This window comes from Bifidobacterium mizhiense, assembly GCF_020884755.1.
In the GTDB taxonomy this organism is placed as follows: domain Bacteria; phylum Actinomycetota; class Actinomycetes; order Actinomycetales; family Bifidobacteriaceae; genus Bombiscardovia; species Bombiscardovia mizhiensis.
The window spans coordinates 463,436-489,679 of the sequence record NZ_BPWE01000001.1 but is presented as its reverse complement, the minus strand read 5'-3'; the positions used below and the strand labels follow the sequence as shown (position 1 = coordinate 489,679).

24 protein-coding genes and 2 tRNA genes are annotated in these 26,244 nt (G+C 60.2%); 13 read left to right on the top strand and 13 right to left on the bottom strand.

All coding sequences use genetic code 11. From position 1 onward, the window contains the following. Positions 1 to 87 precede the first annotated feature (87 nt). Positions 88 to 738, top strand: a complete 651-nt coding sequence (locus LPC22_RS02080) for a hypothetical protein (RefSeq protein ID WP_198199798.1) — start codon at positions 88 to 90, stop codon at positions 736 to 738. 67 nt (positions 739 to 805) lie between these two features. Next, a complete protein-coding gene (locus LPC22_RS02075; protein ID WP_004268639.1) occupies positions 806 to 895 on the top strand; it encodes a 30S ribosomal protein bS22 in 90 nt (29 codons plus the stop codon). Positions 896 to 981: 86 nt separating this feature from the next. On the opposite strand, the gene rpiA is transcribed toward LPC22_RS02075, so the two are convergent. The 4 genes from rpiA to LPC22_RS02055 all read right to left on the bottom strand — a co-directional run bounded on the left by rpiA (position 982) and on the right by LPC22_RS02055 (position 5,721). Then, on the bottom strand, positions 982 to 1,680 hold the full coding sequence (rpiA, locus tag LPC22_RS02070; RefSeq protein WP_198199799.1) for a ribose-5-phosphate isomerase RpiA: 699 nt from the start codon (positions 1,678 to 1,680) through the stop codon (positions 982 to 984). A gap of 106 nt (positions 1,681 to 1,786) precedes the next feature. Continuing rightward, positions 1,787 to 2,830, bottom strand: a complete 1,044-nt coding sequence (locus LPC22_RS02065; RefSeq protein WP_198199801.1) for a ribonuclease H family protein — start codon at positions 2,828 to 2,830, stop codon at positions 1,787 to 1,789. Between the two features lie 60 nt (positions 2,831 to 2,890). After that, positions 2,891 to 4,564 (bottom strand): phosphoglucomutase (alpha-D-glucose-1,6-bisphosphate-dependent), encoded by a 1,674-nt coding sequence (gene pgm / locus LPC22_RS02060; RefSeq protein ID WP_229131845.1) that lies wholly within the window; start codon positions 4,562 to 4,564, stop codon positions 2,891 to 2,893. Between the two features lie 62 nt (positions 4,565 to 4,626). Then, the gene (locus LPC22_RS02055; protein WP_101432755.1) at positions 4,627 to 5,721 is read right to left on the bottom strand and encodes a diacylglycerol/lipid kinase family protein; all 1,095 of its coding nucleotides are present in this window, start codon (positions 5,719 to 5,721) and stop codon (positions 4,627 to 4,629) included. A 221-nt stretch (positions 5,722 to 5,942) separates the two neighbouring features. Between LPC22_RS02055 and LPC22_RS02050 the strand changes: the two genes are divergently transcribed. From LPC22_RS02050 to LPC22_RS02025, 7 genes are all read left to right on the top strand, one after another. Further along, positions 5,943 to 6,620, top strand: coding sequence for a serine dehydratase beta chain (locus LPC22_RS02050; protein WP_198199805.1), 678 nt, complete (start codon positions 5,943 to 5,945; stop codon positions 6,618 to 6,620). 12 nt (positions 6,621 to 6,632) lie between these two features. Continuing rightward, positions 6,633 to 7,508 (top strand): L-serine ammonia-lyase, iron-sulfur-dependent, subunit alpha, encoded by an 876-nt coding sequence (gene sdaAA / locus LPC22_RS02045; RefSeq protein WP_229131844.1) that lies wholly within the window; start codon positions 6,633 to 6,635, stop codon positions 7,506 to 7,508. 143 nt (positions 7,509 to 7,651) lie between these two features. Continuing rightward, positions 7,652 to 8,938 (top strand): serine--tRNA ligase, encoded by a 1,287-nt coding sequence (gene serS, locus LPC22_RS02040; protein WP_121914100.1) that lies wholly within the window; start codon positions 7,652 to 7,654, stop codon positions 8,936 to 8,938. Positions 8,939 to 9,031: 93 nt separating this feature from the next. Next, positions 9,032 to 9,116 (top strand) — tRNA-Ser (locus tag LPC22_RS02035). A gap of 170 nt (positions 9,117 to 9,286) precedes the next feature. Further along, positions 9,287 to 9,784: a hypothetical protein gene (locus LPC22_RS02030; RefSeq protein WP_045924785.1), complete on the top strand. Its 498-nt coding sequence runs from the start codon at positions 9,287 to 9,289 to the stop codon at positions 9,782 to 9,784. Between the two features lie 175 nt (positions 9,785 to 9,959). Then, positions 9,960 to 10,091, top strand: coding sequence for a hypothetical protein (locus LPC22_RS08380; RefSeq protein WP_284143454.1), 132 nt, complete (start codon positions 9,960 to 9,962; stop codon positions 10,089 to 10,091). Positions 10,092 to 10,385: 294 nt separating this feature from the next. Next, positions 10,386 to 11,945: a ClC family H(+)/Cl(-) exchange transporter gene (locus tag LPC22_RS02025; RefSeq protein ID WP_373312877.1), complete on the top strand. Its 1,560-nt coding sequence runs from the start codon at positions 10,386 to 10,388 to the stop codon at positions 11,943 to 11,945. Positions 11,946 to 11,956: 11 nt separating this feature from the next. Here the strand turns inward: LPC22_RS02025 and LPC22_RS02020 are convergent, their stop codons facing one another. Then, positions 11,957 to 12,568: a Type 1 glutamine amidotransferase-like domain-containing protein gene (locus LPC22_RS02020; protein ID WP_229131842.1), complete on the bottom strand. Its 612-nt coding sequence runs from the start codon at positions 12,566 to 12,568 to the stop codon at positions 11,957 to 11,959. A 147-nt stretch (positions 12,569 to 12,715) separates the two neighbouring features. Between LPC22_RS02020 and LPC22_RS02015 the strand changes: the two genes are divergently transcribed. Then, the gene (locus tag LPC22_RS02015; protein WP_229131841.1) at positions 12,716 to 13,435 is read left to right on the top strand and encodes an HAD family hydrolase; all 720 of its coding nucleotides are present in this window, start codon (positions 12,716 to 12,718) and stop codon (positions 13,433 to 13,435) included. Positions 13,436 to 13,443: 8 nt separating this feature from the next. Here LPC22_RS02015 and LPC22_RS02010 read toward each other — a convergent pair whose 3' ends face one another. Then, entirely contained in the window at positions 13,444 to 14,145 is a 702-nt protein-coding gene (locus LPC22_RS02010) for a LuxR C-terminal-related transcriptional regulator (protein WP_229131840.1), read from the bottom strand. Positions 14,146 to 14,244: 99 nt separating this feature from the next. Next, positions 14,245 to 15,495 carry an ATP-binding protein gene (locus tag LPC22_RS02005; RefSeq protein WP_229131839.1) on the bottom strand — a complete coding sequence of 417 codons (1,251 nt, stop codon included), beginning with the start codon at positions 15,493 to 15,495 and terminating at the stop codon, positions 14,245 to 14,247. A 176-nt stretch (positions 15,496 to 15,671) separates the two neighbouring features. On the opposite strand from LPC22_RS02005, the gene LPC22_RS02000 reads away from it, so the two are divergent. Continuing rightward, a complete protein-coding gene (locus LPC22_RS02000; protein WP_229131838.1) occupies positions 15,672 to 17,576 on the top strand; it encodes a PspC domain-containing protein in 1,905 nt (634 codons plus the stop codon). After that, positions 17,569 to 17,976 (top strand): ABC transporter permease, encoded by a 408-nt coding sequence (locus tag LPC22_RS01995; RefSeq protein ID WP_229131837.1) that lies wholly within the window; start codon positions 17,569 to 17,571, stop codon positions 17,974 to 17,976. The genes LPC22_RS02000 and LPC22_RS01995 overlap by 8 nt, the downstream gene beginning before the upstream one ends. Here LPC22_RS01995 and LPC22_RS01990 read toward each other — a convergent pair. The 6 genes from LPC22_RS01990 to LPC22_RS01965 form a co-directional block, all read right to left on the bottom strand. Further along, positions 17,926 to 19,482, bottom strand: a complete 1,557-nt coding sequence (locus LPC22_RS01990; protein ID WP_229131836.1) for an alpha/beta hydrolase family protein — start codon at positions 19,480 to 19,482, stop codon at positions 17,926 to 17,928. The two genes, LPC22_RS01995 and LPC22_RS01990, sit on opposite strands and share 51 nt — an antisense overlap. A gap of 65 nt (positions 19,483 to 19,547) precedes the next feature. Further along, entirely contained in the window at positions 19,548 to 20,183 is a 636-nt protein-coding gene (locus LPC22_RS01985; RefSeq protein ID WP_229131835.1) for a DUF4125 family protein, read from the bottom strand. Positions 20,184 to 20,195: 12 nt separating this feature from the next. Beyond that, the gene (locus LPC22_RS01980) at positions 20,196 to 22,235 is read right to left on the bottom strand and encodes a DUF4037 domain-containing protein (protein WP_229131834.1); all 2,040 of its coding nucleotides are present in this window, start codon (positions 22,233 to 22,235) and stop codon (positions 20,196 to 20,198) included. 128 nt (positions 22,236 to 22,363) lie between these two features. Next, a complete protein-coding gene (locus LPC22_RS01975; RefSeq protein WP_229131833.1) occupies positions 22,364 to 22,945 on the bottom strand; it encodes a hypothetical protein in 582 nt (193 codons plus the stop codon). Beyond that, positions 22,938 to 24,140, bottom strand: coding sequence for an AAA family ATPase (locus LPC22_RS01970; RefSeq protein ID WP_229131832.1), 1,203 nt, complete (start codon positions 24,138 to 24,140; stop codon positions 22,938 to 22,940). Before LPC22_RS01970 ends, LPC22_RS01975 begins: the two co-directional genes overlap by 8 nt. Positions 24,141 to 24,390: 250 nt before the next feature. Continuing rightward, positions 24,391 to 24,464 (bottom strand) — tRNA-Pro (locus LPC22_RS01965). 128 nt (positions 24,465 to 24,592) lie between these two features. On the opposite strand from LPC22_RS01965, the gene lysS reads away from it, so the two are divergent. Next, positions 24,593 to 26,221, top strand: coding sequence for a lysine--tRNA ligase (gene lysS, locus LPC22_RS01960; protein ID WP_229131831.1), 1,629 nt, complete (start codon positions 24,593 to 24,595; stop codon positions 26,219 to 26,221). Positions 26,222 to 26,244 lie beyond the last annotated feature (23 nt).

The following is a 26,244-nucleotide window of genomic DNA, read 5'->3' as shown; positions in this document are numbered from 1 at the left end:
TGCACGCTATCGGGATTCAGGGACGAGGACCCGGGCTTTCACGCCATCTTCGCAGTGCCGACACCCTGCCCATGAGAGAATGGAGACATGGCTGACAATCCTTCTGCACCCCTGTCCTCTTCGCCCGATTCCTCTGCGCATGCCCGGCAACGCCGTCGACGTATAGGCTTGGTCATCGCCTTGGCTGCGGTAGTGGTTCTGGTGCTCCTGTCGGCTTTCGTATGGCCGCACTGGGCGGTGCGCAGCCAACAACCAGATGCACAAGCCCAGGCCTCCGCTTCTTCACGACCCTCCCAGGCCAGCCCGAAGGCCACGGCGGCGCCCCTGCCGGATTCGGCCTCGGAGCTGCTCAAGGCCATGCCTGACACTGTGGGCGGCTTCGCCCGAGTCAAGGCTGATTCCGACAGCGAGTGGAGCACCCGTACGCCTATAGAGGAGTACAGCCTGGTCTACTCCACCGGCAGGTCGGGCGGGGACGTGACCCTCCACCTGGCCCAGTGGTCCAGGAGCGAGGATGCCAAGGCCCTCTACGACAGCCAGTCCACAGGCATGTCCGGCAAGGAGCTGGCCTCGGGCAAGGTTCGCAGCGGCGGCACGGTCACCGGATCCTACCTGGAGAAAGCGGATGGTGACGACGAGCACAAGGCGCTGGTCATCTGGCAGAACGACACGGTGGTCTTCCGCGCTCAGGGTCAGCGGACAGCGCTGGAGGCTTTCTATAAGGCCTTCCCGCTCTGATCGTCCCCCAAGCGGTGTACGATAAGCAAGTTGGACACTTCCAGGTAACTAAGGATCGGAGGCTCGGATGGGTTCTGTCATCAAGAAGCGCCGCAAGCGGATGAGCAAGAAGAAGCACCGCAAACTGCTGCGCAAGACTCGTCACCAGCGCAAGTAGCTCTTTATGGCTTATGGCCCGCTAGGGCCGACGAAGCCCCCCGTATCGATTGGACACGGGGGGCTTCGTGTATATCCGTCTATTTTTCACTTGTTGGCGTTGGTCATGACCCGGGGCCCGTTGGGGTCGCCCACGATGACTGTGTCAACCATGTTGAGGAAGAGACCATGTTCCACGACGCCCACGGTGGTGATCAGGTCCTGGGCCAGGTCCTGCGGGTGCTCGATCCGATCCAGATGCAGGTCGATGATGTGGTTGTGCTCGTCGGTCAGGACCGGCTGTCCCTGGCCGTCCAGCCGCAGTACCGGGTTGTAGCCGCGCTCCTTGAAGCGGTCCAGGACGTGGCGTTCGCCGAAGGGAATGACCTCCACTGGCAGGGGGAAGCGGCCGATGGTGTCGACCACCTTGGACTCGTCCACGATCCAGATGATCCTTCGAGAGTTGGTGGCTACGATTTTCTCCCAGAGCAGGGCTGCGCCGCCGCCCTTGATGCCGTTAAAGTTCTTGTCGACCTCGTCGGCACCGTCGATGGTGACGTCGATGTGGTCCACCTGGTCGATGTCGACGATACGGATTCCGTAGCCTTCAGCCTGTTCTTTGGTACGCCGAGAGGTGGTCACGCCGGTGAACTCCAGGCCCTCTTCCTTGACGCGCCGTCCCAGCTCATCCACGAAGAACCGGACCGTGGATCCGGTGCCCAGCCCGGCGGTCATGCCGTTCTCGACCAGCTTGGCTGCCTCGATGCCGGCGGCCTTCTTCAGTCTGTCCTGCTCGGTCTTGTCCATAGACGCTCCTTCATGCCCGTCATGCCTTAACGGCTGATATCTGCGGGTCTTGTTCGTTCAGGTTCACTCCAGTGTAGACGATGGCCCTTGACGGTCCATGAACGGCTCAATCCTTGACTTCGATGGCATGCAGACGGAATGGGGCCTCCTGGATGTTCACGTAGCCGTCAGGGTCGATGGCGGCGTCCAGATCAATGCTGCCGACTATATGCAGGTCCTGTCCGGTGAACATGCTGCTGCCAGAGGGAGGAGGCGTGATGCGGATCCGGCCGCTGGCTCTCAGCCCTCGAGCGCCGGAATTCTTGGTCTCTTGATCAACCGTGTCGGTGTCCGAAGTATCGTTGAAAGCCGGCGAGGGGTTGTCTTTTTGATCATCGGCTATGTCAGAAGCGGGCGTGTCATTGATGGCTTTAGACGGCACGTCGTCCCGCTCATCTGCTGCTGCGGCCGGCGACCCTGAGAATGTTGCGGCTACGGACTCGGCTTGCTCGGCATCCACGGCCTCGGATTCGACGGCGGTTTCGGCCAGGTCCTTCTGCTCTTTCTGGTCCAGGCGAACCTTCTTGCGGCCAAGATCGTCCAGAACCTGGGGTCCTCCGTCCAGCTCCTCCTTGACTGTGGACGGCACCTGCGTGCCCTTGGCGTAGGGGGAGGCCAGCAGTGATCGCCAGCCCTCAACGGGCAGACAGCCTTCCCGATCGCCTTTGCCTGCAGCTGTGGCATAGCCGCGGGCCAGCGTGTCCACTTTCTCGTTGAAGGTGTCGCCGGCGTGGCCCTTGACCCAGACAAACCTGACTGATCCCGGCCGTGCCTGGATCTCCCGATCGATAGCCTCGATCAGAGGACGGTTCTTGACCGGCTTGCCCTGGGAGTTCTTCCAGCCCTTCTTCTTCCACCCGGGCACCCAGGTGGTGGAGCAGTTGATGGCGTATTGGGAGTCGGTTTCGATGACCAGCGGGCGCTCGCCTGGGTGGGCGCGCAACGCCTGCAGCACGGCGCATAGCTCGCCGATCTGATTGGTGCCGTTGCTTGCGCCGCCTGCATCCGCGTCGCCGCCCTCATGGTCGGCCCAGGCCCAGCCCATGGGGCCGTTGGGATTGCTCAGTGCGCTGCCGTCGGTCGAGACGACCAGATTCTTGTCATTGGTCATGATTCCAGTCTAGACAGGGAAACAAAGAACCCTCGTGCCAGCGATGGTCTTGTCCGCAGCTCAGCCCAGGGCCTTGGCTACTACCTGGTCGGCGTCGTCCAGAACCTGATCCAGGGCCTCGGGGGAAACAAAGGATTCGGCGTAGACCTTGTAGATGTTCTCGGTGCCGGAGGGGCGGGCGGCGAACCAGTTGTTCCGGGTGGTCACCTTGATGCCGCCGATTTTGGCCCCGTTGCCCGGGGCTTCGGTCAGCTTGGCAGTGATGGGCTCGCCGGCCAGGGTGGAGGCCGTTACATCGTCGCCGTTCAGCCGGGCGAACTTCTGCTTCTGCTCCAATGTGGTCGGGGTGTCCACCCGCTTGTACCAGCTTTGGCCGAAGCGCTCCACCTGCTCCTGGTGGAGCTGGGCCGGGTTCTTTCCGGTCTTGGCTGTAATCTCGGCAGCCAGCAGGTCGGGGATCAGCCCGTCCTTGTCGGTCGTCCAGACGCGGCCGTCCCGACGCAGGAAGCTCATCCCGGAGCTCTCCTCGCCGCCGAAGGCCACCTCTCCCTTGAAGAGGGGGTCGACGAACCACTTGAAGCCCACAGGCACCTCGATCAGCCTGGCGCCTATGGAGACAGCCACACGGTCGATCAGGGAGGAGGAGACCAGGGTCTTGCCGATGCCGGCGCTCTTAGGCCATCCGGGACGGTTGCCGGAGAAGAGGTATTCCACGCAGACGGCGATGTAGTGGTTGGGGTTCATGACCCCTGTTCCTGGGCAGACGATGCCATGCCTGTCGGCGTCCGGATCGGTACCGCCCACCAGGTCGTAGGAGTCCCAAGCCCCTGCATTCAGGCGATCCACCAGGCCCTTCATGGCATAGGGGGAGCTGGGATCCATGCGAATCTTCCCGTCGTGGTCAATGGTCATGAACCGCCAGGTCGGATCCACCTCGGGGTTGACGACGCCGATGTTCAGCCCATACTTTTCGTTGATCAGCGGCCAGTAATTGACCGAGGCCCCGCCCAGCGGATCGATGCCCAGGCGGACCCCAGAGGATCTGATCAGGTCGAAGTCGATGACATTGCCCAGGTCGGCCACGTAATGTTCCCGGTAGTCGAAGCGCTCCACCAGGTCGGATTTGATGGCATCTTCAAAGGGGATCCGCTTGACCTGCCTGTAGTCGCCCAGGAGCTCGTTGGCCCGTTGCGCTATGGCATTGGTGGTTTCAGCCGGAGCCGGGCCGCCTGTGGGCGGGTCATACTTGAATCCGCCGTCGGTGGGCGGGTTGTGGGAGGGGGTGACCACGATGCCATCGGCCAGGTCCTTGCCGGAGAAGCGCTGGGTCCCGTCGGCCGCCCGGTTGTGTGTCAGGATGGCCTGAGAGACGGTGGGGGTGGGAGTGTAGTCATCATTGGCGTCAATGCGCACCCGTACGCCGTTGGCTGTCAGGACCTCGATAGCGGTCTTCCAGGCAGGCAGGGAGAGGGCGTGGGTGTCGCGGCCCAGATAGAGCGGTCCGGTGACTCCATCCTTGGCTCGCTGTTCGGTTATGGCCTGGCTGATGGCCACAATGTGGGCCTCGTTGAAGGAGGTGGTCAGGGCGGAGCCACGATGCCCGGAGGTGCCGAAAGACACCCGCTGGGAGGGTATGGAAGGGTCTGGGATGGAATCGTAATATCTGCCGATCAGATCGTCGACGTTGATCAGATCTTCTGGGCTGGCAGGCTTGCCCGCGTTCTGTGCTGTCATGGCTCCCATCATGCCACCCCGGCATGAGAAAGCATGCAGATGGGGAATAGACTCCTTCGGTCTCAGTCGGACTGGGGGACCCGCACGTTCAGAGCCCGGTGCTCAACACTGAGTGCGAGGTGGCAGGTCTCGCCCAGAATGTCGCCGTCCACCTGAGCCAAGGCGGGCTTTTCCAGGCGGATTTCTGCCTTGGTTCCCTGCAGCTGGACGATGGTGGAGTTGGTCGACAGGGGGCTCTGGCTGGCCTTTCGGGTGATGGTCTGATGCATGACGTCTCCGAAGAGGTTGGCCCAGCCGATCAGGCCAGCGGAGGTGTCGATGATCTCGAAGTCCAGGATGCCGTCCTCGTAGGAGGCGTCGGGCATCAGGGAGAATCCTGGGATCTCCCCGCAGTTGCCGGCCATGAAAGTGCGGAAGGTCACCGAGGTGTTGGTCTGTGTGACCTGGTCGGGCCGGGTGATGGTGATGTCGGCTGTGTACTTGGGCGCGAACAGATGTTTGGCGCCGCTGATGAAGTAGGCCAGCCAGCTGACCGTCTTCTTCAGATTGGGGTCGGTGTCATCAATCATCAGGGCGTCGAAGCCGATGCCGGCGATGATCAGGAAGGCATGACCGCGGCCTTGTTCCTGATCGTCCTGGTCCAGCAGAGCCATGCGACCCACGTCGACCTGGGTGGATCCGTACGAGGTGGCCACGGCCAGGGCGGCGTCCAGATCGCCAACGGGAATGCCCATGTTCCTCGCGAAGAGATTCCCGGTCCCTATAGGGATGATGCCCATGACATGGTCGCTGGATGCCATGGCGCTGGCTACGGTGCGTACGGTCCCGTCCCCGCCCACGGCAACGACTACGTTGGCTCCGCGCTCCAGTGCCATGCGGGCGCAGGCCTTTCCGTCCCGATCCAGCTGGGTTTCGATGAAGCTGAATTCGCGGATGCCCTTGTCGCGGCAGTATTGCTGGATGCGCTCGCGGGCAGCGGCGGCCTGGGGCTTGGAGGGGTTGATGACGAAAGCGTAGCTGAGCTGGTCGTCATCCCGAGCCAGGATCTGCATGGCGAACCTATGCCGTCTTTGGGCGCGGATGATCAACACCACTGCTGTGACGACAATGGCCGCCACCGCCAGGATGCCGAGGATGACGACCGCTGGAATTGGCATGATTCTATTGTGCGCGCGGTGTCGACCCGAATCCCCCTGGGTGTGTCCGACGTGAACGAACCCTCTACAGCAATCACGCTGACAGTATCAGTTGATTGAGTTATGAAAACCGGAAAGTTATGATGTCATTCGGTCCATGTGGTCCCTTCGGTCTGGAGCTGCAACGGCTTCGTGCGCTGGAAGTCCGGGAAAGCCCGGGGGTATGGGAAGAGGAGGCAGGCATGGATAAGTACAAGAGCGTGTTCGACATCATAGGACCCATCATGATCGGACCCTCCAGCTCGCACACAGCCGGGGCAGTGGCCATTGGACGGGTTGGGCACATCCTTGCCGGCGGTGTCCCCAGCCGTGCCGACATTCATTATTATGATTCTTTCGCTCGCACGCACAGCGGCCACGGTACCGACTATGCCATCATCAGCGGCCTGCTGGGTTTTGCGCCGGATGACTCCCGGGTGCCGGATGCCATCGGCATCGCCCGCAGACAGGGCATGGATTTGACCTTCCACGAGGAGGACGAACCCAGTCCCATCGACCACCCGAACACCGCCGTCCTGGACTTGCAGGGCCCAGCCGGTCGGGTGATCTACGCGGCTTGTTCCATCGGAGGCGGAACCATTGAAGTGCGGCGTATCAACCTGGACGGCTGCCTGATCACTCCTCCAGGGCTGCTGCCCATCCTGCTGGTGGAACTGGATGAATCCGACGAGGGCTCCGGTCGGCGCTTGGAGGGCATACGCGATCTGCTCCGGGAAGAGGGCGTGACCAAGCAGACCAGGTATGAGCCCGCGGGTCCGGCCGGCACGGCAGTGTACGAGTTCGATTTGGACAATCCGCTGTCCACGCAGCGGCAGCAGCAGATTGCCGGTCACTCGTCCCGGATGATTTATATCGACTAGGAGGCATGGCGCATGTTCACTTCGATCGCTGAACTCGTGAGTATGGCTAAAGAGCGCGGCTCGTCGATATCTGAAGTGGCCATCGACGAGGAAGTGCGGCGTTCGCGCCAGACGCGTGAGCAAATATGGGCAAGAATGGCCAAGAACCTGCAGGTCATGCAGGCTGCCGTGGCCAGGGGGTCCCAGGGCGATGGCGTGTTTTCCAAGACTGGGCTGAGCGGTGGCCAGGCTGCTTTGCTGGAGCATTACCGGAAGACGCGAACCAGTCTGAGCGGCGATGCCATGCTGCAGGCCGTTGAGGCCGCCATGGCCACCAATGAGGTCAATGCGGCCATGGGCATCATCTGCGCGACGCCCACGGCCGGTTCCTCGGGAACCCTGCCCGGAGTGCTCGCCGTGCTCAAGAACCGACTGGGGCTGGATGACGATGGGCTGATCCGCTGCCTGTTCACGGCAGGCGCTTTCGGGTTGGTCACGGCCAACAAGGCGATGATCTCCGGAGCTACAGGCGGCTGCCAGGCCGAGGTGGGCAGCGCATCCGGCATGGCTGCCGCTGCGGCGGTTGAGGGCGCAGGGGGCGATCCCGATGCCTGCGCCCAGGCCTTCGCCATCGCCATGAGCAATCTGCTGGGACTGGTCTGTGATCCCGTGGCCGGACTGGTGGAGGTGCCTTGCGTGAATCGCAACGCCATCGGAACAGCCAACGCTTTGATCGCTGCTGACATCGCCTTGTCGGGTGGCGTCAGCAGGATCCCGCCCGACGAGGTCATCGCAGCCATGAAGTCCATCGGCGAAAGCATGCCCTCATCACTGAGAGAGACAGGCATCGGCGGACTGGCTGGCACTCCCACCGGCAAACGGTTCCGCAAGACTGTATTCGGCAAGTGATGCGTGGCAGACGCATATAAGGGACGGATGGTTCGCGTCTGCCTTCCCGCCGCGGCCGGGCCGGTTGCAGCAGAGGCCATGGGACTCGGAAAGAGGTGTGCGGGGCCGGTTTCCGTGTCCTTTGAAAGTCATACAATTCAGATATGTTAGATATCAGGTTCATTCAGGAACATCCGGATGTTGTCCGTGAATCACAGCGTAAACGCGGCGAATCGGTCGAACTCGTCGACGAAGTGCTGAAGGCGGACAGCGAGCGCAGGGCTGCACTCCAGGATTACGAGAGCTGCAGGGCCGAGCAGAAGTCGCTCGGCAAGCGCATGGGTTCGGCGTCTCCTGATGAGAAAGCCGACCTTCTGGCCCGGACCAAGAGCCTGTCCGAGAAGGTGAATGCCTGCAAGTCAGCCTCCGACGAGGCCAACGCCAGGTACACCGATCTCATGTGGAAGTTCAGCAACGTAGTGGAACCCGAGGCGCCGGAGGGCGGCGAGGACGACTACGTGGTGGTCAAGAAGGTCGGCACCCCGCGCGACTTCGCCAAAGAGGGCTTCGAGCCCAAGAACCACCTGGACCTGGGCGTGGGCGTGGCTGGCATCGACATGCGCAGAGGCGTCAAGATTTCCGGTTCCCGCTTCTACTTCCTGAGGGGGGACGTGGCCCGGCTGGAGATCGCCATGCTGACCATGGCCGTGGACCAGGCCATGGAGCATGGATTCATTCCCACCATTACACCCACCTTGGTCCGTCCTGAAGTCATGGCCGGCACTGGCTTCCTGAATGCCCACGCCGACGAGATCTACCGTCTGCGTGAGCCTGACGATCAGTATCTGGTGGGCACGTCGGAGGTCTCCCTGGCCGGCATGCACGAGGATGAGATTCTGGATCTGAGCCAAGGCCCGCTGCGCTACTGCGGCTGGTCCAGCTGCTACCGGCGGGAGGCTGGCTCTGCCGGCAAGGACACCATGGGCATCATCCGTGTCCACCAGTTCGACAAGGTGGAGATGTTCGTCTACTGCAAGCAGGAGGACTCCCGTGACCAGCACCAGCAGTTGCTGGCCATGGAGCAGGAGATGCTGGCCAAGGTGGACGTGCCCTACCGGATCATCGACACCGCTGCAGGGGACCTGGGGTCCTCAGCCGCGCGCAAGTTCGACTGCGAGGCCTGGGTGCCCACCCAGGGTCGCTACCGTGAGCTGACGTCAACCTCCAACTGCACCGAGTATCAGGCCCGCCGCCTCAACGAACGTGAGCGGTTGGAGGACGGCTCCACGCGTCCCGTCAGCACCCTGAATGGGACCCTGGCCACCACCCGCTGGCTGGTCGCCATCCTGGAGAACCACCAGAACGCCGATGGCTCCATAGTCATCCCTGAGGCCATGCGCTCCTATGTGGGCGGCAAGGAGGTCATCGAGCCCAAGACCTGGGAGGCCTGAACCGCCTCTGCCGAGGTTGGTCGACATTCCGTTGGTGGTTGGACCAACCTTGATGTCGTATGATGAGTGACGTGCCTGATCGGCACGTCTTATGGACAGGTGTCTGAGCGGCCGAAAGAGACGGTCTTGAAAACCGTTGTGGCGCAAGCCACCGCGGGTTCGAATCCCGCCCTGTCCGCCTGGTGGATGCCCCGGAGCTCATTCCGGGGCATTCTTGTATTCGCTCAAAATCCCGTGTTCGCAGAGCGGTTTGGGCTGGAACCTGGTGCCTACAATGATGGATGGTAGCCATGCGTAATCACGCGAGCCGACCCTTGGGTGTCGGCTCTGCAAGGGAAAGGTCGGGTCGTGGATCAATTCATCGCCATTGTCTCTTTGATCGGGGATTGGTTGCTTTTCACATTCCCGCTCTTCCAGGGGCTGATGGAGCTGCAGGAATATCAGGAGCTCCTGGACGACTTTGATCAGCTTAGCAAGAATTGGGATGAGGTCTCGCCCTGGTGGTGGCTGGCCCCCATCGTCAAGATCCACTTGGAGCGCAAACGCGGGCACGAAATTCTCCGCCAGGCCACCAGGACCCGGTCAGAACGGCGACGGGCGCTGAGCTTCCTTGACCAGGCGACTGCCTGGTACTTCGTGTCAGTTGCAGGTTGGCTGAAGATGATCTCCTCCTCTTATGAATTGCTTGAGACATACGATGCCGAAGAGAACATATGGCTGCTGGTTCTTCTTGTCTTCCTGCTGACCTCCGGCGGTCTCTTCAACGCTTACTATCGCATAGACAGAAAGCGGATAGGCCAGAAGGAGAAGGAGCTGAAGCCCGACTCAGAGGTGGCCAACGACTGACAAGGTGCTCATGAGCCTAGACAATGACAACGCTGAACCTGCAGCAGCGGATCTCGGCGTCCTGGACGATATGGGAAAGAAGTCGATGGACTCGGGGAACAGGATGGTTCCCTTGTCCGTGTGAGAGCATTTGGACGGCTTGGGGACGAATCGGCGCGTCGTTCAGCATCCGCCCTTGGACACTATCGACCAGGGCATGGAACTGGGCATTGCTGACATGCTGGGGCTCTCTGTAGAAAACCTCTCCAAGTTCCTGCTGCTGGAGGACGCTGGAGGTCTGCTAATACTTCTGGTGTCCAAGGCATAGTGCGCCCTGATTTGCACCAGGTGCGGGAAGTGGTCGGATGCCGAAGGCTGCACATGGCCTCGGCTGCCACCCTGCACCAGTGTCTGGATACGGTGCCGGGCCGGGTCTCGCTGCTGGATCTTGCACGGAAGCTGGCATCCCAGGTGTTCATACTGCCGGAGAGTTGAAGCCGTCGACTCAGCCATTGCTCCTGGTCTCTGCCGTGAGAGAAGCTGGAAACCGTTGTGCGCGAAGGAGGGAAGGAGCAGACCGGTGAGGCTGAATCTGTCTAGGGGAAAGCCGTCGGCAGATGAGATGGATCAAACCCATCGTTCCGACCAGCTGCAGGCGACCAGATCGGGTCGAGCAAGCCGGTGGCTGGTGGCGTTCAGGGCCGCCTGTTGCGGACTGTTGGTGGGAGTGCTGGTGGTGCTCTACCGGCAGGGCATCGGCTACGGCACACAGTTCGCTCGATGGGCCTACGCACAGATGCGTGACCGGCCCCTGATGATTTTTCCTTGGCTGCTGGCCGCCCTGCTGGTGGGCCTGGCCCTGGCCTGGATGGTCGGCCGGGTTCCCATGGCCTCCGGTTCCGGCATTCCGCAGGTGGAGGGCGTGGTCATCCACGGTATGCGCATGCCTGCCCTGCCTGTGCTGGGCGTACGATTCCTGGGCGGTCTGGCCTGCGGCATGTTCGGCCTGTCTCTGGGGCGTGAGGGGCCCTCGGTACAGATCGGCGCAGCCGGTTCCCAGCTGGTTTCCCGAGGATTGCGTCGGGACCGTGTGGAGGAGACCTGCCTGGTGACCTCCGGCGCGGCTGCCGGTCTGTCTGCAGCCTTCAACGCGCCCTTGTCGGGGATGGTCTTCGCCCTGGAGGAGATCCACCGGTCCTTTTCTCCAATGATTCTTCTGTCAGCAGCCATGGCCTGCCTGAGTGCTGATTTTATTGCCAAAAACCGTTTCGGCCTGCGTCCGGTCCTGGACTTCACAGCTATGCCACAGCTGACCATCGCCCAGTATCTGCTGATGATCCCCCTTGGGCTGGTGGCCGGCCTTGTGGGAGCTGCCATGAACCGTCTGCTGCTGGGAGCGCAGAGCCTTTACAGCCATCTGCCCTCGAAGCTGGGACCGGTGATCTCCCTCTTCCTGGCCCTGCCGGTCGGATTGGTGCTGCCTGCTGTTCTGGGTGGCGGCGAGGATCTGATCGGCAAGGCGGAAGGCGTTCGTGAGCTGGCCTGGTCGGTGGCCGTCAACCTGCTGGTTCTGCTTCTGGTCAAGATGCTCTTTACGGCCAGCTCCTTCGGCAGCGGCGCCCCTGGTGGCATCTTCATGCCCATCCTGGCAGTTGGCACGCTGACCGGATCACTGTGCGGGATGGGTGCGGCCGCTCTGGGAATGCCCGTTCGGATCATTCCGGTCTGCGCGGTCTGTGCCATGGCAGGCACCCTGACGGCCTCGGTCAAGGCCCCCATAACCTCCATCCTGCTGACGGTGGAGATGTCCGGCTCTCTGGTCCATATGCTCCCCGTGGCCCTGTGCGCCTTCACAGCCCTGATGGTGTCTGATCTGCTAGGCGTCGAGCCCATTTACGAGGCTCTGTTGGAGCGTTACCGCCGAGGGCATGCTCCCGATGCCCAGGCCCCTGACAGGGTGACTGTCGAGTTCCCCATAGAGCATGGCAGCCCGGCGGCTGGTCGTCTGTTAGGGCAGGTCCCCTGGCCGAACGGATGCGCCGTAGTCGGTCTTCGCCGGGGCGAGCATCGGCTGATTCCCGCAGGAGATTTGCGGCTGCTTGCCGGAGACGGTGTCATCCTGCTCTGTCCGGGCGATCGTCTGGACCAGGCCCGTCAGGTCATGGAAGGCCTCTGTCGCTGACTTGTGGTGTTCTAAAGGATGGTCAGGCACTGCCCGCGTACTGCCACGGCCTGGGTGTTGCTGATGGCCACCATTGGCCCCTCGTCACCGTAGCGGTCCAGAATTTTCCTGGTCACCTCGGCGAAAGGCTCGGAATCAAGGTGGGGGAGGAGACGGAAGTCCACCAGACCCAGCCCGGCGGTGGAGTCCAGATCCGGGGCGGCCGAGCGCGGATCCATGGCATCCAGAAAACCGATATCGGGACCGGTCACCACAGCGCCGGCCGATTCGCCGATATAGGGTTTGCCTTGATCCACCTGCTGCCTGATCAGATCAGCAGCCCCTGAGCTGCACAGCTCCTGCAACAGGAAGAAGGTGTTGCCGCCGGACAGGTAGATCAGGTCGTCCTCCTCCAGGCTGCGACGTATGGTCTCCGGATCGGCGGTCGAGACTTCCAGGTCGTCGATCCGGCAGCCCATGTCGGTGAAAGCCCGGCGAGCCTCCTGGACATAACCATCCGAACGCTGTGGAAGGTTAGCCGTGGGGATGAAAGCCACCGTATGATTCTTGGGCGAGTCCTCAAGGAAGACGGGCAGCCTGTCAGCGGTAGCGGAGAATGAGGATGTGAGCAGCAGTCGACGCATGACGGCTCCTTTCAAGCCAGGCGGGACTTCCGCCCCGGGCAGGTCGCAAAACGAAAGATCCGACCATTGCTGGTCTCAATATATCCAAGCAATGGTCTTCGCCTAGTGATTGACCACGTTGTAGGCTCAGATGCCTAGTCTGGGGGCATGGCAAGGCAGCATCAGGAGTTACGGCAGGGATCTGGTCAAGGCGTATCGCGCGACATGTCAGGCGAGGATTCATACAGCGACGACCGCCCCGATACCGTAGCTCCAGGCGGCAGTATCCTCTTCGCTTTGCCCGGAACCCTGGTGGATCGGGACCAGCGCCGAGCCCTGGTTGGGCAGTATCCTGATGGTGTAGTTGATATGGTGCTGGATCCGAATGACCCTTGGGGCTTTGCCTGTGTCAGCAGACAGATCAATCTGGGCGTGGATCCGCAACGAGCTTTGGCCGACTATGAAACCACTCATGGGCCCGCCGTCGCCTGGGTGGTTCGCGTCTGCTTGGAAAACTACACCTTGGCAGTGAAGGGCCTGCTTCCCGGAGCATCTGATCTGCTGGAGGATCTGCAGCGAGCTGGCCTGACCCTTTGGGGTCTGGCGGCAACGACCCGTCAGCTGACTGAGTCGGCATCCAAGGTCCTTTCGCCGCTCTCTGCCTTGAAGGACATCCTGATCTCGTCAGAGGAGCATCTGGATCTTTCCGATCCGCTCTTCTATCGTCTGGCCCTGCGTCGTTTCGCCATCAGCCCCGGACATACGATCTTCGTTGATGCGGATCCTGAGCATGTCGCTGTGGCTGACCGACTGGGCATGGATGGGATTGTTGCCCATGACATCCGCGGTCTGCGTCAGCTGCTTCGTCAGCGCGGCATCGCCTGTTGAGCGGACTTTCAGACGATGCGGCGGTCAGCGGCCCAGCGGGTCAGTTCGGTTCGGTTGGATAGCTGGAGCTTGCGCAGGACGTTGGAGACGTGGGTCTCAACCGTCTTGATGGAGATAAACAACTCGGAGGCCACCTCGCGGTAGGTGTAGCCCCGGGCGATCAGGCGCATGACCTCCTGCTCGCGCGCGGAGAGCCGGTCCAGTTCGTCGTCTTCTGCCTGGCCGGTGTCTGCGGCCTCGTCCTCCTGGAAGGCGGAGAGCACGAATCCGGCTAGCTTGGGGGAGAAGACCGCGTACCCCTCGTGAACCTGGCGGATTGAGGAGACCAGGTCCTTGGCGGAGATGGTCTTGGTCACGTAACCACGGGCTCCGGCGCGGATGACCGAGCCCACGTCCCTGGGCGAGTCGGATACGGAAAGAGCCAGAAAGACCGACCGGGGGGAGAGGGGATGCGAGCGGCTCAGGATTTCTGCGCCCCCGCCGCCCTGGCCACCGGGCACGTGCACATCCAGCAAAACCACATCGGGCCTGGTCTGCCTGACCATGAGGATGGAGGATTCCACGTCTGCCGCCTGACCCACGATGTGAAAATACGGCTGCAGGGTGGTGATGACGCCAGTGCGGAACATCTCATGGTCGTCAACGACGGCTACGCGGATGCTTGCGGACCCATCCTTGGCTTGATGGGGTTCTGCTGCAGTCGTGGTCATGGGCGTGGTTCAGCCCGCCTTTCCCGACGCGGGTCCTCATGTACAAGTGAGATCCGGACCGGCATGCGTCTGTGAATGAATGGTTCACCATGCATCCTATCATTGCTGGGCATCGGTCCCCTTTTCAGCCTGACCGACCTTGCCCTCCTGGTGCTGGCTGGCCTCGGACAGCGGCATGTGCATTCTGACCTCGGTGCCCCAACCAGGGCGGGAGACGATCTCGACCCTGCCGCCGCGCCGCCGAATCCGGCCGATGATGGACTCGCGGATTCCCAGACGGTCAGCTGGAATCGCATCCATATCGAAGCCTGAACCGTGGTCGCGTACGTAGACTTCAACCTGATTCCTGCGGGCCTCGCAATACACGGAGATGGGTTCTCCGCCGTGGGTGACGGCATTGACCAGGGCCTGTCGGGCCGCGTTGAGCAATGCATCGGTCTGGGCACAGGGCATGGCATCGCCGACGGTGACCACCTCGATCGGCTTGCCTGAATCGTCCTCCACCTGTGCAGCTATCTGGCTCAGCCCTGTGCTGACTGACCGGTCTGAGGGGGTGCGTTCCTGGTAGAGCCAGTTGCGCAGATCACGCTCCTGGGAGCGAGCCAGGGTGAAGACGGTATGCGGGTCGTCGGCATGCAGCTGGATCAGGGCCAGGGTCTGCAGGACGCCATCGTGCAGATGGGCTGCCATATCGGCCCGCTCTTCCTCGCGTTCCTTCATGGCTCGTTCATCGCCCAGTTGGCTGAGGATCGAGCCTACCCAGGGCACGACCACTGCGGTTACGCCTATAAGAAGCAGGCCGGCCAAGACTATCAGTGTCAGGGCCCAATGCAATTCCTGAGTGGACAGCAGGAAGATCACCGCAGCAGACAGGATCAGGGCCAGGCTGCCTATCAGGGTCGGCAGGTGGTAGCCGGTTCCTTGGTTTTCCGGCTTCAGCCAGGCCAGAACCAGTCCTGCGCAGAAAAGCAGGCAGGGGACGACAAAGGCGGGGCGCATACCGCTGTTGAGCAGAAAGACCGCAGTCAGCAGGAGGATGATGCCCAGGCCTGCCAGCAGTCTGGTTATCCGCCCGGGACTGATGCTGTGATCCTCCTTCTGATCTGGCTGTTCAGTGAGGATGCTGGGTGCCAGCGGGGCTGACTTCGGGTCATTCGGTTGGACTGCCTGGGTGGGGTCGCCCTGGGGGAGCGTCAACCACAGAAAGCAGTAGATTACACAGGTGATCAATTTGGGGGCCATAAGCACCATGACCAGGCGGATCCAGAAGACGGGAATGCCCAGGTGTAGGCTGACGCCCTTGCAGACTCCGCACAGGATCCTGCCCTTGTGTGGCCTCATCAGGGGCATGCGCGCAGGGTGCAGAGGAGGTGGTTCCCTCAACGTTTGTTCTTCCTGCATGGCTGCGTTCATGCCTCCATTATCGGTTTCGGATCGTACCGATAGGGCAATAAGGGGAAGAAATCAGGGTCGAATCAGGGTGTTCCCCCATGAGATTTGCGCTCGCAGGGTGTTGTAATGAAGATATGAGTAGCGACATGAACGGCAATGGCCCCGACAACGGCTGGCAGTGGAAGTTCGACAGGTTCTTCCGCGCCTGCAGGGAGTCCTATCTGATCCGTGACCAGGGATGGGTAGGCGGAGTTTGCGTAGCCTTGGCCCGTCGCCTGGGTTGGAGCGTGACCCTGGTCAGAGCCTTGATGATTCTGGCGGTCTTTTTCTTCGGCGCCGGTGCCGCCTTCTACGGCTTTGCCTGGTTCGTCCTGCCGGACCGGCGTGGGGTCATTATCGCCCAGGAGCTGATCCACGGGATTTGGCATGCTTCCATGGTGGGCATCATCATTTACTGGCTGCTGGCCATCCTGATTCCTGGAGTCGGAATCTTTTCACTGGCCTTCGGTGCCCTGGTCCTGTATCTGTTCATCCGGTGGAGCCGCAACAAGGCCCTGGAGTACCAAAGAGGGTACTGGACTGGGCCGGATGCCGGCAGACCGGTTTCGGGCGATCCCTGGGTGATGGGACCGCAGTATTCGGACCGGCCGAGTGGTGCAGGCTCGCAATGGTATCCGAATCAGCCTGAGTACCCAAGCTTTTCGGGGTATAAGGGGTACCAGGATTACACAGGGACGCGAAGCAATACGCAGACAGACGGCAATGCGAGCACAGAAGGATACAGGAACCAGCCAGGGGATTCCGATTCGTATGGAACTCGGGAACAACAAGGGGATGCGACTGCTTCCGGACATATTTTTGAGACAGCGGATTCGGCAAACGCTGCCAGCGATTCGAACAATACGCAAGGCTGTGAGAATCCTGTCACCGGTGCAGCTCCCGGAGGTTGGACGGGGGCAGAAGGCCCTGCAGAACCTGCTGGGAACATGAATCAGTCATATGGATTCAGTGACTGGCCGGGCTATGGCACAGCCGGGTCATTCTCGACAGGGCCGGGAATAGCCCGTAAGACTCCGTCGGTTCCGCCCCGGATACGGCGTCGTCCCGCCGGACCTGCGCTGGTCAGTCTTCTGTCAGGACTGATCCTGGTCTCCGGCGCAGGGGTCTGGTGGATGGCCACGAACCCCTATCGCGGATTGAATGTGGCCTTGACCTTCGCTCTGATCTGGGCTGGAGGCGTTACGCTGATACTTGGCGTGGTCATACTGATCCTGGGCTTGATGGGCCGCAGGTCCGGAGGACTGACCCCCATTGCCCTGATGGCCTGCCTGGTTGTCCTGATGCTGGCTTCTGGTTCGGCCATACCAGGCATTGAGCAAACCCAGAACCGCAGGATCCTGGCCGAATACGCCACAGTTCAAGTTAACGGCAACAACCATGGGCGCTTGTTGGGGGCGGACAGTGCAGACATGAGGCGTTACCGCCGCGGAATCGCACTGGTCGGAGACCCGCAGGATCAGGGAAGTGCCGTCATTGACCTGACTGGTTATGAGCAGAAACACGGCACCCATCGTGTTCAGATTATGGATGATGCGGAGAGTACAGTCTCAGGCTGCCCGACGGGCACCGTCCGCCTGGCTGTGGCCTATGCGGACGTTCGCCTGCTCATTCCTAAGGGATGCAGTTTGTCCTATAGGGAACACACCGACCTCTATAGGGTCTTGGGATCAGGCGCGGCTGACTGGATAACCGAGACGGAACAGGGAAACCGGATGTGGTGGGGCAATACGTCGCCATCAGCTGAACGACGCAATTGGGAGGAAGCCCTGCGAGCGTCCAAGGAGGATCAGTGGCATATGCCCGACGATCCCGAATTGATCGTCGAAGCCAATCTCATGGCCGGTGCGCGGGTCACCGTGCAAGCCCAGGGGAGCGCTACCCAGCCGAAGCGGGCGCAGCTCTTCAGCGGATCGATCAATGAATATTGGGATTATAGCTACAATCCATGGCAGTTTGGGGAGGATCAGGAAGATGACTGATATGCAGCAACCAGAAGGAGGCCAGCCGCTGGATCGTCAGGAGCGCACCACCAAGGTCATGCCGGTTGAATCACAGGCACCCCCGATATACCAGGTTCGGATGCAGCCGCCGGAGCCGGTCCGTCCTAACGGCCCCAGCATGCCTACCATCATTTTTGGCATCCTGGTTGGACTTTTGGCTCTGACCATGTTGGCTTTAGGATTGGTCTTTCTGCGTTACGGTACGGATCTGACCCTAGTCATACCCTGGCAGCGGATTATTCCATTGATTTTTGCTGGCCTGGGCGTGGTGCTGATTGTCGCTGCTATATCAACTTGGCTGGCATCAACAAAGCGCGCTCGTCATGACTCAAAAGACCAGGATATTCCAGAAGATCAGGCTGCCAAGGATGGCCAGTGACCCCAACAAGGTCAGAGTCAGGGTCAGCCAGTGGCCAGCGCCAACCACAGCTGGTTTGCCGTCAGGCCGGCTGAAGATGGAGGTCAGGGTGCTCGCCAAGAGCAGGATGAACATCAGGCAGAGACCTGACAGTAGGAACCAGGAGAATGTCATCATCGAGGACAGATGGACCAGGCCGAAGGCCTGGCGGACCACAGTGAGGGCATAGGCCAGCAGTGCGGCTATCAGTCCTGTGGCCAACAGGCCCAGTGCCCAAAGCCGCCCGGCCAGACCTTTGCTGAAGCCGGACCGTTGTCTGACATTGCCTTGAGTCCGCAGATGTGAGTTCAAGGCTCCTATCAGGGCAGTTATGAGGGCAGCAACCAGCAGAACGGGGCCACTGGCCATCAAGGTCAGCAGGGCGGTCAGCGAGGAAATCAATCCGGAATCAGTGCGATCAGGTACTTGATTGAGCTGGTGGGGCTGGCTGCCGGCGATCATGGGAGTGGACCATTGATCGGCCTGGGTGCCTAAGGCTACAGCGTTGATCCAGTCTTCCAGATTATGGGTATACCGGGGTTCCAGAGGTAACCCGTCCTTGGCCAGCCGACTGCCGGTGCGAATCTGATGGTTGGTGGGGTAGTAGCGCAGGGTCACGTTGTCATTGCCGCTTGCATGAGTTCTGCGGATGATCTCCTGCGCTCCCTGTTCGACTGGCATGGAGAAGTCCATGGTGCCGAAGTTGATCATGACGGGCATCCGCAGCTGGTCCAGATAAGGCAGGGAGGGGAAGTCGGCGTACTCCAGGCCCAGCAGGGACAGGTCCATGCCAATGAACCGGGGTATAACGTTGCGGATTCCCTTGGGCGCGCCAATCAGATCCAGGTAGTTGGTAGCCGCCATGGCCATCTGCCGCCGTCCCGGGTAGACGGGGGGCGAAGTCAGGATGGAGAAGGCGATACTGGAGTCCTTGGCGGTCATGATGGACGATATCCAGGTGCCCTCGGACTCGGCGTACAGGCCAACTTTGGTTGGATCCACACCCGGCCAGGAGCGTAGACGGTCAAGGGATCGTCCATAATCGGCGGCCATGGCCTGATAATCACGGTGAAAGGTGGTGTAGGTGTCCAAACGCTTGTCAGGCACCAGGGTGGTAATGCCGGCCGAGGCCATAGCTGAAGCCAGATCGCCGTATACTTCGGAGGATTTGCCTGTTCCGGCGCCGTGGATGAACAGACAGGCTGGTCCAGTGCCCTTTCGGTCGCTTGGCTCTCTGACAATGGCCTGGATGTGGACTCCGCCATCCAGAGTGATGCTGATTTTCTGTTCCCTGACTTGGTGGGTGCCCTCAGGGGTGGTGGTTCCAAGGCTCGAGGCGACTGCGGTGGATCGGGTCGAGACCTGCAGATGGTCACGGTAGGGTTCCACCCGCCAGTCCGGCGTCATGGCTTGGCCTAAAAGGAGCATGACCAGCAGGATGACCACGAAGGAGGCGGCAGTGAAACCCGCCCGTTTCAGCTTTTGCACCCGTCAACTCTACCCGACCGCGCGACTGGTTGGAAAGATGAACCTCCTGATTGGGGTTCAGGAGGTCAGTCCTGGGCCTGCTCGGCTTCGTCCAGGGTTTCAAAGCCATTCATCTGCACTGTGGCCAGGATGGTTTCCTCGGTCAGGTTGCCACCACGGGCCTCGATCTGGTCCACCATGGACTGGTAAAGATCCAGGGTCCGAGCCGAATAGGTGCCCAGTTCGCCACGCAGATAAGTCTCAAAGGAGGTGGCTTCCGGCGTGTCCTCGCTGGTGCGCAGGACCCGCATCTCCTGGCCTAGACGGGGGTAGCGCTCGCGAAAGTTCTTGGCCCAGGCCACTTGCCTGTCGATGATGCGCTCCTGCTGCTCCTGGCGGTCCAGGCCCAGCCGGGGCAGGTAAGGGGCGATGTTGCTGTGGTACAGATCCGGGGCTGTGGACTCCATCATCCGCCCGTACTTCTCGGTCAACAGGTTGCGCCCCTGTTTGTCGGCTTGGTCAAGGTCGTCCGCGTAGCTGGTCAGCAGGAGATGCGGCCAGGTCAAAAACTGGCTCAGGCGCATCTGGTGGAACATGGGCCAGTTGCCCTGACAGTTGGCCGGGCCACCCTCGTTGTTGACCTGCTGGAACTGTTCCCATTCGTGGCGGACGATCCGCTCGCGCAGGGATTCCTCATCCTGACATTGCTCGTCGTTTGCCATCTTTGGCTCCTTTCAGATGCTGTGCAGAACCGGATCGTCGCTGGAGATGTGAGCCTCGACGTAGGGGCGCTGCCATTCCAGGAAGGTTTCCGGGCTGTTGGTCAGGCCTTCCGCTTGCAACTCTTCTACGATTCTTGCGCAGATGGATTCCACAAGCTTGGTGACGCGTTCGGCAGCCGGCCGGGCCCCCTTGCCGCCTTCGCCGAAGCCTTGTCCTCCGTAACAGGCAGCCGAAGCCAGTCGCAGGATGTCCTCCAGCTGCTCGGACAGGTCGGCCAGCCTGGTGGCCATTCGTCCGCTCAGCCGCCGCAGGGCCGCGAAAGTCCACTTGTAATAGGGCAGATACCCGACGGTCAGCGGATTGTTGATCAGGAAGATCAGGGAGGCGCAGGCTTTGATGAATTCATTGATTGACAGCATTGCCGCAGCCCCGTCGCCCCGCCGTAGACTCCGCGGCAGGTTGTATTGGCCCGCCTGGGCGATCATGCCCAGCCGGCGTGAGATCAGACAGAAGCGCACATCGTCAGGCATGGCCTTGAACCCCTGCCGTGTGGCCAGCATCTGCCCCAGAGGATCCGCGAAAATCTTGCCATTGGTGGCCGCAGCCAGCGTAGCCTCATCCAAAAGCAGCCACTCGTGGGGATGATCTTCCGGGGGCGCCTGCCGGTAACCGGTCAGGGATTCGAAGAAGGCGCCGATCTCAAAGACGCCCACACGTCGATTAGCCCCCTTAGCTCTGACGCTGTCGGTCCGCGAACCGAACCCCATGAACTCGGTGGGCAGGGCCTCATAGTCCTTCTGCAGCTGGTCGCCGATGGCCTGGTAATCCTCGCTGGTCAGCCACAGGCAGAAGCCGGGGCCGAAATCATGATCCCGGGAGATGGCGTCGTCAAAGCCATAGCAGTCCGAACCATGGCCCATCAATCCCACGGCAATCCGGCCGCGATACTGGGGGTAGCGTTCCTCCAGCATGGGGCGGCCCACTTGCTCCCAATAGGCCTTGGCCAGATCCAGCCCTTGAATATCCGTGCGGGAGTCATGCAGATTGCTGTCATTGTTCTGATTCCTGGCCGGAGGCCGGTTTGAACCGGTTTTTGGCTGGCTGGATGCTGCTTGCTTAGCCTGGTCGGATTGATTCATGTCCCCGTTTTTATCAGCAGCGGCCTGTGCCTGGTCCAGATTGGCCTTGGTGATCTGGTAGTAGTCGCTGCCCTTACCGTATCGATCCTCGATGATGGCCAAGGCCTTGCGATAGGTGTCTGCCGACTGACTGAAGCGGCCGGTCATGTAGCAGACTTGGGCAAAGCCAGCCAGGGCTGAGGCATAGTGTGCGCTGTTTTCCAGGTGGCCGGTTCGATAGATGTCCAGGGCTGTGCGAGCCTGGTCCCAGGCCTCTTGCAGAGCCTGTGGACTGTCGCTGCGCTGCATGAGTAGAAGGGCCAGATTGGTGTGGGTGGTGGCCAGATCCAGATCCCGGGAAGGATCAGTGCTGGAATTCTCCAGGATGCCCATGGCTTGGCGCAGCTCCTGCTCGGCCTGGTCGGGTCGGTCGGTTTCGCTGTAGAGCATGGACAGGTTGTTGTGTAGGGCCGCCAGACGCCGATCCTTGGGCCCAAGGGTCTTGGCTGCGGAGGCAAGCGCCTGCCGGTAGAGGTCTTCGGCCTGGTCGTACTTCTTGGCTGCCCGCAGTCCTGTGGCTGCATTGATCAGAGTGGTCGTCCAGGCCTCGGACCCCTCAATGCGCATGCGTGTGGCCAGTTCGATGGCACGCTGGATCATCCACATATTCTCCTGGTGGCGACCCTGGGACCGGTAGAAGCCCATGATTTCGTTCAGCACGGTCAGCAGTCCGGCATCATTACCCGCATTCTCCGCATCCACCAGCGCCTGCTGCAGATAGGGTTCAGCTTCGTCGCGAGCCTTGCCCGCATTGAAGATGGCATCCAGTCCGTCCAAGAAGGCTTGGGTGTCGAAGCTGCCGTCCGGTTGCAGGTAGGACTGTTGAGTCTTTTCCTGCTTGCTGTCTGGGGTCGGTGTCTGGTCCTGGCTCATTTGGCTCCCTTGCTGTCAGGGTATCTGTAGGTGCGGGTCCCTCATGGAGCCCTAGCGCCCTGGTCGCTTCTATCTATCAGTCTAGGCTGATGGTCTTTGATGGACTTCAGTCGGCTATGTCGCCTAGGTCACACCTGTCCGGTGTAGCTGCCTGAATGGGTAACGAGGAGCTCGGCCAAACATCGCTCATGGTTTTGGAAGTAATGGTTTCTTCGATACAACTCGATGACACGACAGAGCTCATCTGCGTCATTCCAATATTGGTGCAAGAAAGCATACTGCTTGATCTTGTGCAGCCCCAGTTTCTCCTTGCAGAATTCGCTGGGTTTCATGTTATTGACGTGCGTCCAATCCCTATAGGCCCCCTCTTTGATGATGGCCAGGATCTCGATCTCAGGACGAGTAGTCAGTGTAAGTACACGGGCTTTAGACTGGTACAGAGGCGACAAGTGAAAGCGTTCATTTGGCGAGTCAATAATACGGACGATATTTACGCATGAAGAACCATAGGTCACGGAAAGGAACCGTTCCTCGATTTCCCTATCTTTACGGCAGCGGGTATAAAGCCGACCAGTCTGCGGATCTTCAATAAGGGAATCTTTAGGGATGATCAGTTTTCCTTCTGTCAGTAGGAGTTCAAAGATGACGCTTTCGGCAGACCCTTCGCAGGTAACCAAGGTAGGTTCATTATAAATCGCTTGACTATCCATGAACCGTTTCCTTGACGTAGCTCCGCAAGGCGCTGATGGAAGCGGCTGAGGGCGCGGTTCCTTGCAGGGCACCTGACATGAACTGGACACTCTTCTTGAGCTCGCCTCTGGTGACCAGTTTGTTATACCGGACCAGTTGGAATCCGGCATTCTCATGCCTTACAGCGAACCAAATGTTGTCTTTTCTGGTGAAATGGTCCAGCAGTTCTGGATAGTGCGTAGAAAAAACGAGCACCGCCCCATGCGGGTTAGTAGCAGGAGAGGAGAACAAATCGATGATAGCGAAGACCAACTGCTTGTTTATGCTGTTTTCGATTTCGTCGAATAGTAGGTAGCCTCCTTGCGCAAGTGTTTCGATAGCACGTTGTGCCAAGGATGTTCCACGCAATGTTCCAGCCGATATCATGGCCATAGCTTGCGAGGGGTCATAGTCGCGCTCAACCTTTTCATTGCGGAACTTGATATGCAACTGGTGATCGCTTACTTCCAAGTGTTCGATGGTCGGATCGAATAGACGTACCACTTGCGATGGGGGAGTGACAGGAATGGACATTTGCAGCGGATTTTGCAGACAGAGGGTGACCATGGTCTCCTTGGTGCGCAGCATCCCCGTCGTCAGAGAGCGATCGGGGGGCAAGAATCTCTTGATCTCCTCGGCCAGCTCTTTTTTGTCGCCCGACTTATTCATTCCTCGAGTCGCTACAGTCATCCAAGATTCTTCATCGCCATCTATGGTTCTTTTCAAACGAATCTTGCTCAGACTTCTGCCTGCATACTGGCACAGCCGTTCCTTTTCGAAAACTAAGGGGGAGTCGGCGGTGGTCTCGTTCTTGTCGGCGCGCCGGAGTGTGGCATTGAGCAGCCAAGCCTCGCCGTTTTCTTCGAAGATAATGCGTGCTGTAATCGTGGGCTCAAGAATGTCTATCAGCGGATCGATGGTGGAGCGTTGAGTTCCCAATGAAGCGCCTCTGGCAATGTTGATGATTAGAGAAAGCAGGCGTAGATCAGTGGTTTTGCCGGAGGCATTGATACCGGAGATGCCAATGGCTGTGACGATGCCAAGCGGTGATGTGGTGCCCTGAAGGCGATGGGTGAAGCTGCCATCGGTAATCCTATCTTCGGCGAACAGGATCATGCGTAGTGCGCCCTTGTCGTATAAGCGAAGTCCTTTGAGGGCAAAGGCTAAGATCCGCATTATGCTCCTTTGAACAGAATATTTGTTTATATACTACATCTGGATGCTGATGATCCGTCTTTCTGTTCCGAGGAACCTAAATATTAATGCAGTGGAAGATTTCGGGATCGTTGGGGCTTTGATCCTGAACTCATAAAATGCAAGAGCTTATTAGAAAAGCAACAGATAAGATAAGTTTTTATTCCTGCATACAGCTATGTCTAAAAGTTGCGAATACAGAAATTCCGGCCCCTGGGAGCCGGAATAATTGTCGGGGTAGGGGGATTTGAACCCCCGGCCTCTTCGTCCCGAACGAAGCGCGCTACCAAGCTGCGCTATACCCCGTGACAACGTTCTATATAGTACACGTACCGTCGGCCAAACGCTATCGTCTGCGCGGCGTGACCATTCAGATACTTGGCGTTAGGTGGCGACCAGGGCCAAGTACCGGCTCATGCGTAAAATAGCAATTTATGAATGACTCATCGGAAGAAACCCCTCGTCTGACGACGGTCGAGCGTGCTCAGGCACTGCTTGACCAGGATATGGCCATCACAGAGAAGATTGATCAGGGCGCCCAGTTGGATGACGCCATTGATTCCGGCAGCTTGGCAGACGGAGCCGAAGGCCATCCCGAACAGGTGCGCATGCGTGTGGCCAAGAGGGCGCTCATGCTCAAGGAGGGCATAGAACCCTATCCGGTCCATCTGGATGTGACAGACCGCATCGAGGATGTACGCCGCAAGTATCAGGACCGCCTTGAGCCAGGCCAGGAGACTGAGGATGTGGTCGGCATCGCCGGCAGGGTCCTCTTCCTGCGCAACGGCGGCGGCCTCTGCTTCGTCCAACTGGCAGCGGGCGACGGCACCCGCATTCAGGGCATGATCTCCAAGCGTGAGATCGGCGCTGATTCTCTGAAACGGTTCAAGCAGCTGGTCGACCTTGGCGACCACCTCTACCTGCGTGGTCGCGTGGTCGCCTCCAAGACCGGCGAACTCTCCGTCTTCGCCACCGAGTGGAATATCGCAGCCAAGGCCTTGCAGCCTCTGCCTGCCCTTCACAAGGAGCTGACCGAGGAGCAGCGTACTCGCAAACCCTACCTGGCCATGATCGCCGATGAGGATGTGCGGGCCATGGTCCGCCGTCGTTCCAAGGCCGTTTCCTCCCTGAGGCGCACCTTCGAGGACCACGACTTCATGGAGGTCGAGACCCCCATGCTTCAGACCGTGCATGGCGGCGCTGCGGCCCGGCCATTCACCACGCATATGAACGCTTTCGACATCGACCTCTACCTGCGCATCGCCCCTGAGCTCTTCCTCAAGCGCTGCCTGGTGGGCGGCATTGAGCGGGTCTTCGAGATCAACCGCGACTTCCGTAATGAGGGCGTGGATGCCACCCATGCCCCGGAGTTCACCATGCTGGAGGCCTATCAGGCTTACGGCACCTATGACACCATAGGGGATCTGACCAAGGAGCTGATCCAAAAGGCGGCCATGGCCACGGCTGGATCGCTCAAGGTGACCCTGCAGGATGGCAGCCAGTACGACTTCGGCGGCGATTGGCGCCAGATCAGTATGTATGAGTCCCTTTCCGAGTCCCTGGGTGAGGAGATCACCCCGCAAACCAGTGTGGACCATCTGCGGACCATCGCTGACAAACTGGGCCTGGAGGAGGAGCCTGCCGAAAACCACGGCAAGCTGGTTGAACACCTCTGGGAGCACTTCTGGCAGGACAAGCTGTACGAGCCCACCTTCGTGCGTGATTTCCCGGTTGAGACCTCGCCTCTGGTCAAGGCCCACCGCACCAAGCCAGGCGTGGTCGAGAAGTGGGACCTCTACGTTCGCGGGTTTGAGCTAGCCACGGGCTATTCCGAGCTCAACGATCCGGTCGTTCAGCGGCAGCGGTTCGTTGAGCAGGCCAAGATGGCCAGCCGCGGCGATGTCGAGGCCATGGACATTGACGAGGACTTCCTGGAGGCCCTGGGCGTAGGCATGCCTCCCGCTGGCGGCATGGGCATGGGCATCGATCGTCTGTTGATCGCCCTTACCGGTGCATCCATCCGCGAGACCATCACCTTCCCCTTGGTCAAGCCGCTGATCTGAGAGGGTCTGAGATGATAACAGGG

What these genes read in the sequence shown, in the direction of transcription:
- LPC22_RS01970 (WP_229131832.1), bottom strand. Translation starts at nt 24,140, where the DNA reads ATGCGGATCTTAGCCTTTGCCCTCAAAGGACTTCGCTTATACGACAAG.
- LPC22_RS02050 (WP_198199805.1), top strand. Translation starts at nt 5,943, where the DNA reads ATGGATAAGTACAAGAGCGTGTTCGACATCATAGGACCCATCATGATC.
- rpiA (WP_198199799.1), bottom strand. Translation starts at nt 1,680, where the DNA reads ATGGACAAGACCGAGCAGGACAGACTGAAGAAGGCCGCCGGCATCGAG.
- LPC22_RS02005 (WP_229131839.1), bottom strand. Translation starts at nt 15,495, where the DNA reads ATGCCCCTGATGAGGCCACACAAGGGCAGGATCCTGTGCGGAGTCTGC.
- LPC22_RS02075 (WP_004268639.1), top strand. Translation starts at nt 806, where the DNA reads ATGGGTTCTGTCATCAAGAAGCGCCGCAAGCGGATGAGCAAGAAGAAG.
- LPC22_RS02015 (WP_229131841.1), top strand. Translation starts at nt 12,716, where the DNA reads ATGGCAAGGCAGCATCAGGAGTTACGGCAGGGATCTGGTCAAGGCGTA.
- pgm (WP_229131845.1), bottom strand. Translation starts at nt 4,564, where the DNA reads ATGACAGCACAGAACGCGGGCAAGCCTGCCAGCCCAGAAGATCTGATC.
- serS (WP_121914100.1), top strand. Translation starts at nt 7,652, where the DNA reads ATGTTAGATATCAGGTTCATTCAGGAACATCCGGATGTTGTCCGTGAA.
- LPC22_RS02025 (WP_373312877.1), top strand. Translation starts at nt 10,386, where the DNA reads ATGGATCAAACCCATCGTTCCGACCAGCTGCAGGCGACCAGATCGGGT.
- LPC22_RS02080 (WP_198199798.1), top strand. Translation starts at nt 88, where the DNA reads ATGGCTGACAATCCTTCTGCACCCCTGTCCTCTTCGCCCGATTCCTCT.
- LPC22_RS01995 (WP_229131837.1), top strand. Translation starts at nt 17,569, where the DNA reads ATGACTGATATGCAGCAACCAGAAGGAGGCCAGCCGCTGGATCGTCAG.
- LPC22_RS01975 (WP_229131833.1), bottom strand. Translation starts at nt 22,945, where the DNA reads ATGGATAGTCAAGCGATTTATAATGAACCTACCTTGGTTACCTGCGAA.
- LPC22_RS01985 (WP_229131835.1), bottom strand. Translation starts at nt 20,183, where the DNA reads ATGGCAAACGACGAGCAATGTCAGGATGAGGAATCCCTGCGCGAGCGG.
- LPC22_RS02065 (WP_198199801.1), bottom strand. Translation starts at nt 2,830, where the DNA reads ATGACCAATGACAAGAATCTGGTCGTCTCGACCGACGGCAGCGCACTG.
- LPC22_RS01980 (WP_229131834.1), bottom strand. Translation starts at nt 22,235, where the DNA reads ATGAGCCAGGACCAGACACCGACCCCAGACAGCAAGCAGGAAAAGACT.
- lysS (WP_229131831.1), top strand. Translation starts at nt 24,593, where the DNA reads ATGAATGACTCATCGGAAGAAACCCCTCGTCTGACGACGGTCGAGCGT.
- LPC22_RS02010 (WP_229131840.1), bottom strand. Translation starts at nt 14,145, where the DNA reads ATGACCACGACTGCAGCAGAACCCCATCAAGCCAAGGATGGGTCCGCA.
- LPC22_RS02000 (WP_229131838.1), top strand. Translation starts at nt 15,672, where the DNA reads ATGAGTAGCGACATGAACGGCAATGGCCCCGACAACGGCTGGCAGTGG.
- LPC22_RS02020 (WP_229131842.1), bottom strand. Translation starts at nt 12,568, where the DNA reads ATGCGTCGACTGCTGCTCACATCCTCATTCTCCGCTACCGCTGACAGG.
- LPC22_RS02055 (WP_101432755.1), bottom strand. Translation starts at nt 5,721, where the DNA reads ATGCCAATTCCAGCGGTCGTCATCCTCGGCATCCTGGCGGTGGCGGCC.
- sdaAA (WP_229131844.1), top strand. Translation starts at nt 6,633, where the DNA reads ATGTTCACTTCGATCGCTGAACTCGTGAGTATGGCTAAAGAGCGCGGC.